This is a genomic window from bacterium (assembly GCA_020444065.1).
Taxonomy (GTDB): domain Bacteria; phylum Sumerlaeota; class Sumerlaeia; order SLMS01; family JAHLLQ01; genus JAHLLQ01.
This window is the reverse complement of sequence record JAHLLQ010000003.1, coordinates 19,297-32,699: the sequence shown is the minus strand read 5'-3', so window position 1 is coordinate 32,699 and position 13,403 is coordinate 19,297. Positions and strand designations below refer to the sequence as shown.

General features: G+C 56.4%; 7 protein-coding genes. 1 reads left to right on the top strand and 6 read right to left on the bottom strand.

Annotated features, from left to right (window positions below):
- Positions 1 to 16 precede the first annotated feature (16 nt).
- From KQI84_07990 to KQI84_07965, 6 genes are all read right to left on the bottom strand, one after another.
- On the bottom strand, positions 17 to 517 hold the full coding sequence (locus KQI84_07990) for a tail fiber protein (GenBank protein ID MCB2154814.1): 501 nt from the start codon (positions 515 to 517) through the stop codon (positions 17 to 19).
- 45 nt (positions 518 to 562) lie between these two features.
- Positions 563 to 5,311 (bottom strand): tandem-95 repeat protein, encoded by a 4,749-nt coding sequence (locus KQI84_07985; GenBank protein ID MCB2154813.1) that lies wholly within the window; start codon positions 5,309 to 5,311, stop codon positions 563 to 565.
- A 389-nt stretch (positions 5,312 to 5,700) separates the two neighbouring features.
- The gene (locus KQI84_07980; protein ID MCB2154812.1) at positions 5,701 to 6,672 is read right to left on the bottom strand and encodes a hypothetical protein; all 972 of its coding nucleotides are present in this window, start codon (positions 6,670 to 6,672) and stop codon (positions 5,701 to 5,703) included.
- A gap of 178 nt (positions 6,673 to 6,850) precedes the next feature.
- On the bottom strand, positions 6,851 to 7,180 hold the full coding sequence (locus tag KQI84_07975; protein MCB2154811.1) for a hypothetical protein: 330 nt from the start codon (positions 7,178 to 7,180) through the stop codon (positions 6,851 to 6,853).
- Positions 7,181 to 7,374: 194 nt separating this feature from the next.
- A complete protein-coding gene (locus KQI84_07970) occupies positions 7,375 to 7,839 on the bottom strand; it encodes a DUF4279 domain-containing protein (GenBank protein ID MCB2154810.1) in 465 nt (154 codons plus the stop codon).
- A 42-nt stretch (positions 7,840 to 7,881) separates the two neighbouring features.
- The gene (locus KQI84_07965) at positions 7,882 to 11,169 is read right to left on the bottom strand and encodes a hypothetical protein (protein ID MCB2154809.1); all 3,288 of its coding nucleotides are present in this window, start codon (positions 11,167 to 11,169) and stop codon (positions 7,882 to 7,884) included.
- 379 nt (positions 11,170 to 11,548) lie between these two features.
- On the opposite strand from KQI84_07965, the gene KQI84_07960 reads away from it, so the two are divergent.
- On the top strand, positions 11,549 to 13,378 hold the full coding sequence (locus KQI84_07960; GenBank protein MCB2154808.1) for an exo-beta-1,3-glucanase: 1,830 nt from the start codon (positions 11,549 to 11,551) through the stop codon (positions 13,376 to 13,378).
- Positions 13,379 to 13,403 lie beyond the last annotated feature (25 nt).

Below are 13,403 nucleotides of genomic sequence, written 5' to 3'. Positions count from 1 at the left end.
TTTCATTGTCAGCGCCTCAGTTCCGAGATGGGAAGAGCCCCTGCAAGGCGATACAAAAATTCAACGCCAGATAAGGCTGCATGTTGTTGTGCGCTTGGCCTCCCCCGGCGTTCGCAACGGTTCCGCTACCCATGGAAGCTGAATTCGACATGGTCCCATAGATCGGGAGGCTGCTCTCGGCGAGGTTGTTATTCAGAGCTGCAGTCTGCGTCCCCTGTTCGGAAACCGCATTCAGCGCGTGGCTATGCTGCGGCATTTCGCTGGCAGAGAGCGTGTGTGTCTCCTCACCACTCTTGCTTCCCAGATTATGCCCGTTCCCAACATGGACCGGAGTCCTGCCCCGCAGATCTGGGAGGCCAAACGACGTGCGCCCGTCGCCTCCGTATGTCGTCCCTAGCAGCGAGTAGAGAGACTGGTTCTGATTGATGGGCAGAATCTGACCATCGCACGTCGCCCAACCGCGGGGGGGGAAGTTGAAGCCGACCAATTTGATTTCAGCGAGAAATGGTTCCGACATAGTATTCACTCTCTCAGAGTTTCGTGTTGTTGCCCAACGACTGCATTACGGAATGCAGCTTCCTCCGGAATCGACGATGCCACCGCCCACAGTAACCGTCCCAGTGTTGTTAGCTGCAATGTTCGCCAGGTCCTCAGCGGTGAAGGTTCCTGCGCTCTCCACAAGTTCAAGCTCACCGGTTCCCGGAGTTCCCGAGCTATCCGTCGCGGTATTGTTGTCCAGGTTCAAACAAAGGGAAGGAGTACCCGCTCGAGACACGGCATAGAACTCAGGATCGAAAGCGATCGGGTCGTCATTGCGAATCGTGTTGCCGAGTACATCCACAGCGGCAGAGCGAGAATCCCGAACGTCTATATAGAGAATGCGTCCGCCGCCGTTGGTCGTTGCCCGGATGTTGTTATTCTCGATCGTCGCGGTTGCACTAAGAGAAGGCACTCCGCGAAGACGCACAAGGACCGCTCCATCAAATATATCGCCAACCTGTCCCTCGGAGCCGACCTTCTGGCCGATCCGGTTGTTGGAAATCCTTGGCCCCGGTCCCGACATGGAGGGGCCAACGCCATCGTCCAAGTCGATCAGAATGGCGAAATTCCCCGGGATACGATCGATGTCGTTGTTATCGATTGTAACGCTCACCGTCCCCACAGGACTGACTGTGTTGGTTGTCTGGCCAACAACTTGAATTCCACGCCTGGTTCCGCTGTTCAGGTCAATCGTGTTGCCAGAGATCGTCCCTGACAAAGCGCCACCACCGCCCGCGCAATTGGCCGTGATGATCCCCGCGGGGGCTGCGAGCGCAGTCGCAAGATCCTGAAAAGTATTCCCCGAGATCGTGAAGTTCTGCGTCGCGCCCGGTTGGGCCACCGTTACGGCAACACCCCCCGAACCGTTCGCAGCCGCACTCAGGAAATCCGAATCCTGAATGCTGGTGGTGACCGTGCCTGTCGAGCCGGGTGCCTCGCCCGCAGCACTCAAGATGGCGTCTCCACGCAAACCAGTGAACTGGCAGTTGTTCTCAACACCGAAAATGATGCTTGAGGACCCGAATGACTGAACGGTCACGTATGTCGCCGAATTGCCTGCACCCTGATTGGTGAAGGAAGAACTGTTCAGAGTCAGATTTCCGTTGATGTTCGTGTTCCTCAACCGAATCGCAGAGGTCGATGCCGTGTTGAGTCCCGTGAACAGAGAGTTTGAAACGACGGAATTGCCGTACTGATCCGTCGCTTCCCACCCATGGCCGACCGGGTTGGTGACACTGACGCCGCGCAACTCGAAGGAACTGGAAGTGGTGCTCTTGATGGCATCGCCCCCACAGTTCTGGAGATTCATAGAAGACAGAATAACGGTGTTCCCGACACTCGAAAGGAGAATGCCATCGGAAACAGAAGACGTCACTCCCCCGCCGGAACCGTTCTGCGTCTGGCTGCCATCGCCTGTAACGGTGAAGGTGCCGCCAGAGGTCGCATTCAAAGAGATTCCATTGGTGGAAGAATTCGTCGATTGGGCGCTGAGAAGCGTAATTCCTGACGTACCAATCGTCGAATTCGCAATCGAAACTGCAGGCTGACCCGTCGCGGCAATTCGGTTGGAAGTGCCGGTGACAGTCACCTCGCCGCCGTTGCTCACATCGATTCCAGGCCCCGTCGTGGTTTGGATATTCAAGTTGGAGAAGGACTTCGCCCCCAGGGAGTTCGTGAGCTTGATGCCCGTGGCGTTTGTGGTCGTCACACCATGGAACGTGAAGCCGCCAAGGCCGATATTGACACCATCGAGCGTGACGGCAGTCCCACTCGCGCTCGAAACCGTATTGTTCGCACCCGATACCGAGACAATCCCGCCGGACTGGGCAAAGAAGCCGGTGGAGCTTCCTGTGACGGCAAGAGAGAGATTACCCGTGAAGTTCACGTTCGCACTCGAGAGACTGCTGAGCAAGATCCCCGCTCCACTGTCCGAGATGGCACCTCCGAAGTCGAGCGTCCCACTGGTCCAGTTTGAAACTTCGACAGAAGATTGAATGCCGGTCTGGATAAGATCGCAATTAATGGTCGCATTGCCGCTTCCGTTTTCAAATCCGACAGAGTCGGCGGATGCATTCTGAATCAGGCCGCCCGAGACAATCAGATTACCAAGAGTGCCGGTTGCGGAAATTCCACGGCCCCCAACACTGGTTGATCCCGCCGAGAAACTGGCAAGAGAGACCGTTCCGGTGGCATTGTTCAGATCCAGAGCCGTGCTGGTCGTGTAAGGAATTGTCGTGGGGCCAAAGGATACATTGGCCGCCGTATTAGTGATGAGAATGCCACCACCTCCGGAGGACACGCCTGGCATCGTGACGTCTGCGAAAGTGATCGTGCCCGATGGGCAGTTCGTAATCTGGATGCCGCGTTCTGTGCGATCCGTCATGGTGGTGGAACCAGTCACCTGGAAGGAACCGGAAAGATTGTTGAGCACAATCATGTCGGACGCGCCACCCGTCTGGTTGCAGGTAAACGATCCGATTGTAGAGGAGAAGGTACTCGCGCCATTGATATCCACGCCCCGGGCCGTCGAATCGGTGATGGCGATTCCGTTCACGACATCGAACTGGCCCGTAACGTTGTGCAGCAAAATCCCGGTACCAATCCCGTTTGCTGTTTCAAGAGAATCGAACGTCATGGCGAGTGCCGTATCCACAGCAACGACCGCCTGGCCGCCGGAGGCCTGGATCGAGTTATCGGGACCAGTCACGGAAACAGTGCCCGTATCGGACAGGAACAAGCCCGCGCCGGCAACTCCCGCGACTTCGAATTGCTGCAGAGTGAAATTCTGTCCCGGGTTATTCGCCAGGTGAACGGCGTTCGCAACCTGGTTTACAATCGACACATCGGCGATGCTTGCACCGCCTCCGATGCTGTCGGCAAAGAGACCGTTTCCATCGCAGTCCTGCAGCCCAAGCCCACGGACGTCGGTACCTGCCGCCAACGTGATGACAATCGGCCCGGACGGGAACGTAATCACGGGGCGTGTTCCGCCGGCGAGCAATTCAACGCCGCCGACAACCAGGTCCGCAGCTCCGCCGATTAGTCGCTGGTTGCTCTTCAGAGCGATGCCATCGGCATAAGCCGCGCCACCGCCCGCCAGCGAGATCGTCTCTCCCGCAGAACTGGCCGCCTCGGCAGACGGAAGATCCTGGAAAGGATCCGTCGATGTCCCGGTGCCGCCCGCTCCAGCCGCGGAATCCACATACCACACCATCTGCGAAAGGTCGACAGTCACCGTGGCGGCTGAACTCATCGTCGTCCCGCCGTCATCCGTCACCTGATAGGTAAACGAATCCGCAGCAGCACCCGTCGCGCCCGCTGGCGGACTGTAAGAGAAACTGCCATCCGCCAGAATCGTCACGGAACCGCCGGCCGTCGTGGCGGCGTTCGTCCGGGGAACCGCGCTCATCGGCCCCGGACCGTCGCCGCCATCGCCGGAGCCCGCCAACAACGTCAGCGACCCAGTCGTCGCGGCATTGCCGACCTTCACCGTGCTCCGGGAAGGTCCGCTGACATGCTCCGTATTGCCGAAAGCAGAAATGCTCTTGGCCGTCGCCGTCGGCGGATCGTTCACGGAGAGCACATTCACAGAAAGGTTGTACGAATTGCTGACCGCCGGACCGTCATCGCTGACCGTGACAGGCACGGTCAAAGACCCGAAGTAATTCGCATCCGGATGGATGGTATCATTGTTCGCGCCCGTCACCGTGTAATTGGAACCGGGGCCGATTGTCAGATCGGTGAAAACGGTCGGGTAGGCGCTGTCGGGATCGGTTACCATCAGATCGGCGAACTTCACCTGGTAATCGGTATCTTCGTCGAACTCGATCGGAGTGGTCGTCTGCCCGGTGATCACCGGTGAATCATTCACCGGCGTGATCTGGATAGTGACAGTGCCCTCAGAGGGACTGTTTACGGTCCCATCGTTCGCGAAATAGCTGAAGCTTCCTTTAGAAGTTTCAGAACCATCGTGCTCGTAGTAGAAGGACCCATCGAGAGCCAGCGTGAAACTGGTCGCACGAGTCGGCCCGGCATTCAATTGCGCAGTCAGCGGATCAGACTCAAGGTCCGAGTCGTTCAGAAGGATACTGCTTCCAACGCCAATCGCCAGTGTCCCTCCCTCGGCCACGGTATACAGATCGTCAATAGCTGTCGGCGCATCGTTCACGCCGGAAATCGTCACAGACACGATGCTCGAATCGCCCTGCACGTCCGTGTCTACAATGCTGTATGGAAATTCATCCGACCCGGAGTCTCCGTCCCCCAGGGACTCGAACATGTTGTTCGGAGAATACGAGAACGTCCCGTCCGCAAAGACCTCGTAAAGCCCCCCAGCGGTGCTCGAGCCCGAAGCCGGAACGACTTGCAGGCTGACAGAAGAGGGCAGATCGAAGTCATTCGCAAGCAGATTGCCCCCCGGACCGATCGGCGTGTCTTCGTCCGTCCCCACAAAATCCTTCCTGGCCAGCGGAGTCGACGCCAACGAGCCGGGATCGAGCGCCAGATTCGGATCCAGCGGCACCTCGATGTGGACTCCGTCCCCATCCGTCGCGGTCGAGTTATTCACTTCAAGCTGATACTCAATCGTATCGCCGGCATCGACGCGGCCGTCATGATCAACATCGACAGCCAGTGAGTCATCCAACGAAACGTCTGGAGCCTGAGCGGATAAACTCCCCGGAATCAATATCCCGGCCGACAGAATCAGTGCGCAGAGGGAACGCGGGACAGCATACGGCGCCGAAGCCACCGCGTTGCGGAGGTCGATCATGATAGGAGACGACTCCTTAGCGAAGTACCTTATAGGGCATTTCTCATTCAACGGAGACTGACGCTGAGCAGAACATTATGGCAAGCGTTTTCGCGAGAGACCAACTAAAGCCTCCGCAATCGACGCCGTCCATGTCCGAACGCACTCAGCCAGCAGTTAAGTATAGGCTGCGCAGCAATAGCCATTCCCGGCAGGAAGTGCACCAATTGCTCTCACAGCCCCAGCAATGATGCACACGAGTAGAGAAGGGATTATCTTGGAGTGCGGCAGCCATGCTGCCGCCTTGTTTGCGCGAAGCCAGGCTTCGCGCACCCCGCGTCGCAGTCGCTGCACAAAATCACTCAAACCACTGGATCCACCCCAGAGGGCTTTGGTCTCATTGAGGGCGTTTACTCGTAGCGGTCCCTGTTCCACTTCGCCTGGATGTAAATCATCTTCATGTCGGTGAATCCGAGTTGATACTCACTTCGGACGATCGAACGTCCCTGTTCATAGAGCATGTCCCATTCAGTTCGATCCGTATCCAATGTCCCGAACAATGATGAGCACTCGACATCTATGCCAGTCTCCTCGGGATGAAGGCTCCATGTGGAGAAGGCCGCCTGAACATTCAGGCCTTCCTGAGTCGCAAACTCTGATATGAGAAGGAATGTTGCCTTGCGATTGGCCCGAAGATGATCACGACACCGCCCATCCGCCATCCACTCGTCGAGTTGTTGGGATAATGCAAAGAAGTACAGCGTCAAAGTCTGCAGCGCACGAGGATCCCAATCCTCAGTCCAGACATGAGCTTCAATGTCGTCGCGCCTTACCCTATAATAGTCATGTGCTTTCCTGCGCGTTTCACCATAATCCCAGGGACGCAGAAGGCCATACTCAGACGGTAATCGCCATTCCTCTGTTCTCGGAAGATCGTATAGATATGACGATGGATACTCTCGATCGGATCCTGTACCATAGTCGAGTTCGAAATAGTGTATCACTTGGTCATAATGATCCTTGCGGACTGCGCGATCGCTTGCCATCAAGAGCACCTTTGCCATCCAACTCTTCGTCTCCAGGGAAGCAGCGATACTCAACTGCTCATTTGTTGCCGACGCAGCCAGAAGATCAAGGCACGCATCAAACGCCTTCGCATTCGCAACTCGCTGATCTTTACTCAGAATCTCGCATGAAGCAGGATTTGCGACATAGAGCGTGAAGCGGGTAAAAAGGTCCACTTGGTCCGATGTCAGAGACATGCTTGAAATTGCATCCGCATCATAAGCGACAAGCGGCCCGAAAGCACTGCCTCTCACCGGAACAAATAGAAGGAAGACCAGAATGAAACTCGCCAATACCGAGTGAAGTGAGAAAGTCACCTCTTCCCTCCTCGAAATCTCCATCTCGCGGAATCCCCCACCGGAATTCCACTGGCTTAAAAAACCTCTCCCGTGGCCCCCATGGCAAGAGCAAATACAATGAAGCAGCAAGCCACTTGGAGTGCGGCAGCCATGCTGCCGCCTTGTTTGCACGAAGCCACGCTTCGTGCCCCCCGAACTAGTTGGCAAGGTCACCCATACAGAATCGAGTTGTTCCCTGCCACTTGATCTCGGAATCAGCGAATTTCGAAATGGAGATGATAAACCGACAATCGCAATCATCCGCCGAGATCCCCCCGTTGCTTTCTTCCCAGACGATCGGCGGCTTGTCCACAAGCAGTGGGATTCTGATGCCATCCCCCATCTTCACCTCGAGGGGTTCCGAGAGCCAGAATTCTTTCACGAGATCGGGGCCCAAATAGAGCCGACCACCGCGCAAGTAGACCACGTGCCGATTAATGCCCTCGTCAGATAGCCATCTGCTGTGCGCTATCTTGAACTCAGCCACGGGACCATACTCCTCTGAAGCCCTTGCACCCAGGATTTGAACCGGCATACATCCCACAAGCCAAGGCATGCCCATCAACACACAGAGAACTGCAGAACGACGAACAGTCCCCATCATCTCCTCCCATTCTCTCGCACAAATCCGAACACCTACGGGTGCCCAGTCGTCATATTGGAAAGGGCAACGTCGCCCGCTCACTCCTCCCCGCCCTCTTCGTCTTCGAGGTGAATGTATGTGACCCAAAGGTCGTGGCATAGACCCGCAAACTCTCGCAGCCATTCCCGACTGAGCGCAACGCTATCATGTCCGCATCGATTCTCCCGCCACAGCCCGACACTCACCCAATATCGCTCCTTCTCATTGAGGAGCGCTTCAATCTGCGCCCTCCTCAAAGTAAGCGCATCGAGCAAGAATTCGATATGGTCATCCATTTTCTGCGTCGGCACGTTAAACTCTGTGGAGTAGCGCCAAACGGTTCTACTATGCACTTCCGGCGTTGTGCCCCATGTCTTCGAGTCAGCATCGTAGCACTTCCGTTGATATTCGGTTCCCTTCTTCCACGATAGGGTTGGCGTCAATCCCAGTAGGCGGGTAACATACTCAGGATCGGAATCATCGGCATCAGAGCATACCGAAAGTTCGGCGTATTTCTTAGTCATGATATCATCCTTGTCAAAGCGGACGCCATCGGCCACTCCGATTCAATGCACTACCCAGAATGCAGGATTGACCGAGTACGAGAAGACTGAACTGGCCGTCGAAGCATTGCCGGCCGCATCGATCACAGCACCGGCCCGCACTTGCAGCGTCACCGATCCCGAACCCGTGGGCGTGACCGTGAAATCCCATGTCTTGTCGTTTTGAATGGGATTACTGATCGTCGCGTTGCTGACCGACAGGTGCGCGGGATTCGTCGGGAAAAAAGTCGTCATCGAGTTGCTCTCCGTGAACGTCACCTGGAAGGCCTGAGAACCTTCTTCGGCCAATCCCCCATTCGACACTGAAGTAGATGAAATGACAGCGGTGGGAACGATCGAGTCGAGAACGATACTGGTTTGCAGGATATTCCCAACATCAACAGAATTGGCAGCGCGTGCGCGAATCGTGTGCTTCCCTTGCGTCGGACTACTCAATGTATAGAGCACCGGCGATCCATAGATCTCTGTCACGTACGGCGTGAAACTGGACTCCTCGCTGATCTGCAACTGAGTCGCGACAGGATCTCCGGTTGCAGCCGGAAGCAGCGCAATCGTCGTGCTGTTCGTGTAACCAACCGTGGGCGAGTTGACACCATCGGCATCCTCGCATACCAGGTCTGTCAGCAGCGGAGGTGAATCACAAACCATCGAGGCTGTCCACTGAAACAGCGTGTAGTGAACAGCCTGATCCATCTTCAGCCAATTGGGAAACGGACCATAGTCCATGTAGAAGACAGCCCCATCAGCGACCTTCTCGACTGTAGTGATCTCGGTCAGCGAAGGAACGGCCAGGGGCGAATCAATCTGGAATCCCAACCAGTAATCTCCATCGTTCAGCGTCAGCGAACTTGGCGTTCCGGAACTGACTGGAATGACCATTTCCGAGCCGGCACTGGTAATGGGAATGGAGGGAGACTCCCACACGAGGGCCTGCTCGTAACTGAGATCATCATAGAGTGCCATACGGATGTTACCGTCGGCAATATGGGGGTAGAAGCGAAACTCGGTCGGATTCATATTAGGAACCACCGGGTCCAATCTCTGGAACCAGGCTCTCCCACTTGCCTGGAAACTGCCTGGTTTCATCTTAACCACAAGCGATGGCAGAGCGCCGCCGAGGAGATATAGATACCCCGAATCGTCCACCCCCATCGTCTGCGGACTGAGATCCGAGGAATCGAGGTAATCAACTGCCGCGCGCGACATCGATCCGCTCAGGCCACCCGTTTCTACCTTCACGAGTCCCTGATTCGTCATAAGCAGGGCCTCATCGGTGATGGGATCAAGATGCATGCTGAGGACGCTGAACTCGGCGGGTCCCAGATTGAGGGTCTCAAGCAGGATGGGTGCATCATTTGGTCCACGCAGTTCAACTTTCGCCAGTTGGAAGTCGTTAGCCAACGCGAGACCAAGAATTGCATAGCCTTCGGCCAGGTCCAAGCCGATCGAGTGGCCGGAATAGTAACCGGTATACTCGGTGATCGGCACCGTGACAGTTACCTTACCAATCTCCGTCGGTGTCTCCGTGGGACCGCCAAGATCCACCTTCACGAGTTCCAGATGAAAGGGCTTCCCCAGGAAGTAACCGATATTGTTAACGGGATCGAGCGCACAATGGTCCAGGGAGCCGGAACTTGTGCCAAAGACCTCTCCGACTTGCGCTCCCGTGTCCAAATTGATCTTCCAGATCCCACCGCCCCTGACAACGTACGCAATATTGTTCGAGAATTCATAAAGAACCGTACTCATGTAGGGACCGACCGATGGTAGATCGTAGGAGGCAATTGGGGATGGCGGCGCATCTCCCGTACCGGGATCGAATTTCACCAGCGAAGACGGAAAGGATGGTGGCCACACTTCTCCCGAAACTCCCACCCAACCAATGCCGCGGCTCGTATCGATAGCAATGTCGGAAGTGGCATCTCCCCGGGTGGTTAGCGAACCGATGCGAACCGGCAGATCGTCCACGCCAGTGTTCAAACGCACCTTCACGACCTTGCCTGGCACCTTTGATTCGTTCGTGGACATATACCCGTATCCGGCCTCCATATCGAATGCGCCGCTGAGCGTAAACGATTCTGGGGGAGTCAGGTCCATGTGGCCGATTCGTGTGGGTGGATCTGCCGGACTGTCCGCCGCAAACTTGATCATTCGATTTGGGGTTTCGGGATATGTTTCGTAGGACAAAAAAAACCCGCGACCGGTGTTGCTGTTGAATGCAGCGACCACAGGCGTCTCATCATCCGACAACAGCGCATCCGTGCCAATCAACGTGGCCGAACGTCCGTCCGGCATCAGTTGGAATTTTCTCAGCACAGAACTTGAGGAGGCATCCAGTGTAAAGACCTGGTTATTCAGCCTGTCGTAGCATACCACGCGAACAAAGTCGTCCGATAAATCTTCCACGTAATTGCATGTCGGGTTATCGCTCTCATCCATTGTAACTGTATAGGCCTTCCCATCACTGCCGATGAAGTATACAAAGCCATTGGCATCATCCCGGAAAGAATTCGTGAAGTAGTCGTGCCCCACCGAGACATATCCCAGACGACTCGGCGCAGCGTCGCCCGTTCCGGCGTCGAGCTTGATGATGCGATGCATTCCGTATTCGGCCAAGTACAGATGGTTCCGAACCGGATCGAATTGAATCGTATCGACACTGTCCTCACCGCTCAACAGCGTGATCGATCCTACCAGGACTGGCAGTTCCGGGCCTTCGCCCAAATCGAACTTGAGTATCCTGCAGGGAGCGCTATTGGTAACGAAGTAGCCGTAGTTGTTCGCCCTATCGATGACGACATCATACACCCCGCCGAAGTCGGAGGGAAGTTGCACAGAACCAATTCTTGATGGTACCGTCGTCGGGGTACCCAAATCGAATTTGATGATCTTCCCAAAGTCAGTATTCGCCGTGAAGTAACCATAACCGCGAGTCGAATCGACTGCCCCGCCGCGAAGCATGCGTTCATCAGGCCTGAGCGTCAGGATCGACGAGGTGACAGGATCCTCGTCCCCCGCACCCAGACAGATCTGATAGATTTGACCGAGACTGCTGACCACATAAACTGCATCATTGGCCTCGTCCATGGCGGACCCCGTCGGGCAATTCAAATAGTACATTCCCGTATGGCCCAGACGTTCGTATCCGATTTGCGGATAGACATTGGTCCCCAAAGTGGTTTGGCCAAGCACCTCGCTCGCCCAGCCCGTCTCACATGACAAAAGAATGCTGATCATGGCCGTCGCCAGCCAGATGGACTTCGCAATTCGCGGACAGAACAATCTACCCATTGGACATCAGCTCCAATTTGCCGACAGGCTCTTCCGTTCCCTCTTCCAGGCCCTTTTGCCGGCCGCGCCATATGGTCGCCCCTGAGTGTCTTCGGGACAAGACGAGACTTGATCAGGTGTGGCTTAATTCGCCCGAATCACGGATGGTTGCCAGTTCTTACCCGATCACTCCCCCACATGCATGTCCGGGAAGGCAAAATCCGCGGGCCGTGGTACCCACCTGTCGCCTGTCCAGAGACTCACCGCCGCCACCCCACCAAACGTTATCGATAACTTTTGTCCTTGCGCTACCCGGCCGCGCCTCCTATCCTACCCGCCACTTGCCCCTTCCATCGGGCAAAGACTCCACACGCGCCCTTGCGTTTTCTGGATGGTTCCAATGAAGAAGCTTCTTGCCGCGATCCTCACGACAATCCTTGCCGGGCTGTTCTCGGGGCAGCTCCCAGCCGAGCCGAGCGCGCCTGCAACCAGTCCCTCGCCCGAGCAAATCCTCGGGAATCCCCAGTATCTGGCCGCTTCCTTTGGTGGATACCGTCACAAGACGCGCGACCAGGTGCCGACCGTCGAGGAACTGAAGGAAGACGTGAAGATCATGCACGCGGCGGGGATTCGGATCGTCCGAACCTACAATACGCAGCACTACGGCCAGTCCGCGAACCTGTTGGAGGCCATTCACCAACTCAAACAGGCCGATCCGAAACTTGAGATGTACGTAATGCTCGGAGCCTGGATTGAATGCAAAGACGCCTGGCTGGATGGTATCGATCACACAGTCGGCAACGAGGAGGGCAATCGCGAGGAAATCGATGCGGCGGTCGATCTCGCCAATCGCTATCCGGACATCGTCAAAGTCATCGCCGTCGGTAACGAATCGATGGTACACTGGGCATCCTCGTACTTCGTGGAACCCGGCATCGTGCTGAAGTGGGTGAACTACCTCCAGGATCTGAAGAAGAAGGGCGAGATCCCCGCGGACATCTGGATCACTAGTTCCGACAACTTCGCATCCTGGGGCGGGGACGGAGACGAATACCACAAGCCCGATCTCGTCGCCCTCATCAAGGCCGTCGACTACGTCTCGATGCACACGTACCCCTTCCACGATACGCACTATAACTCGGACTTCTGGATGACGCCGGAGGATGAGAAGTCTCTGCCCGCGATCGAACAAGTCGATGCCGCGATGGCCCGAGCGATTGACTACGCGAAGTCACAGTACGCCGCCACCGCCGCGTATGTTCACAGCATCGCGCCGGGGAAACCCATCCACATCGGCGAAACCGGCTGGGGCACAACCGATGCCCACCTCTACGGACCGAAAGGCTCTCACGCCGCGGACGAGTATAAGCAGAAACTCTACTACGATCACCTTCGCGAGTGGACAAACGCAGAGGGCATTTCCTGCTTCTACTTCGAGTTCTTCGACGAGCAGTGGAAGGATGCCGGCAACGCGGCCGGTTCGGAGAACCACTTCGGTCTGATCAACCTTCGCGGACAAGCCAAGTACGCCCTTTGGCACCTTGTCGACGAGGGAGCCTTCGCCGGACTGACGCGCGGCGGTCACCCGATCACGAAAACCCACGGCGGTTCCGAAGAGATTCTCCTCAAGCAGGTTCTCGCGCCGCCGTCTCCCGACGATTCAGATGTTCCCGTGATCGGTTCAGTGAACAATAACCGCCAGCCCGGCGAACCCGTCACCGAATCCCAGTACATCGTCTATCATCAAAGTCTGACTGCCGATCCGGCAACGGGCTCGACGTATCCGAGCGCGAGGCTGCGCATCAATGCGTGGGAAGGAACTTGCGAGATCAAGAAGACTGAGGAACACACAATCGAAGTCACACCCGGGTCCGGCGACTGGTGGGGATGCGCGCTCGAACTCAGCGGCGGCGCGGGCGAGGATCTTTCGGCCTTTGCCGACGGCGCCCTGCATTTTGAAATCAAGGGCAATCCCGGCCTGAGTTTCAACCTCGGATTCCAAACGGGCAACTACGGAGCCGGAACGCAGGTAAACAACTTCGTGCGCTTCCAACCGGAGGGAGAGTATGCACTCACAAACGAGTGGAAGGCCTACACGCTGCCAATCGCTGAATTAAACGACGGCGCGAACCTGAAAGACATCACCAGCGCAATCGCCTTCATGGGCGAAAAAGAAAACTCCCACGGCACCTTCGCCGTTCGGAACATCACCTACTCGCGAGAGCCGTGAAACCTGCGAGCGGCACCTCGCAAAG

What these genes read in the sequence shown, in the direction of transcription:
- KQI84_07965 (MCB2154809.1), bottom strand. Translation starts at nt 11,169, where the DNA reads ATGGGTAGATTGTTCTGTCCGCGAATTGCGAAGTCCATCTGGCTGGCG.
- KQI84_07985 (MCB2154813.1), bottom strand. Translation starts at nt 5,311, where the DNA reads ATGATCGACCTCCGCAACGCGGTGGCTTCGGCGCCGTATGCTGTCCCG.
- KQI84_07990 (MCB2154814.1), bottom strand. Translation starts at nt 517, where the DNA reads ATGTCGGAACCATTTCTCGCTGAAATCAAATTGGTCGGCTTCAACTTC.
- KQI84_07960 (MCB2154808.1), top strand. Translation starts at nt 11,549, where the DNA reads ATGAAGAAGCTTCTTGCCGCGATCCTCACGACAATCCTTGCCGGGCTG.
- KQI84_07970 (MCB2154810.1), bottom strand. Translation starts at nt 7,839, where the DNA reads ATGACTAAGAAATACGCCGAACTTTCGGTATGCTCTGATGCCGATGAT.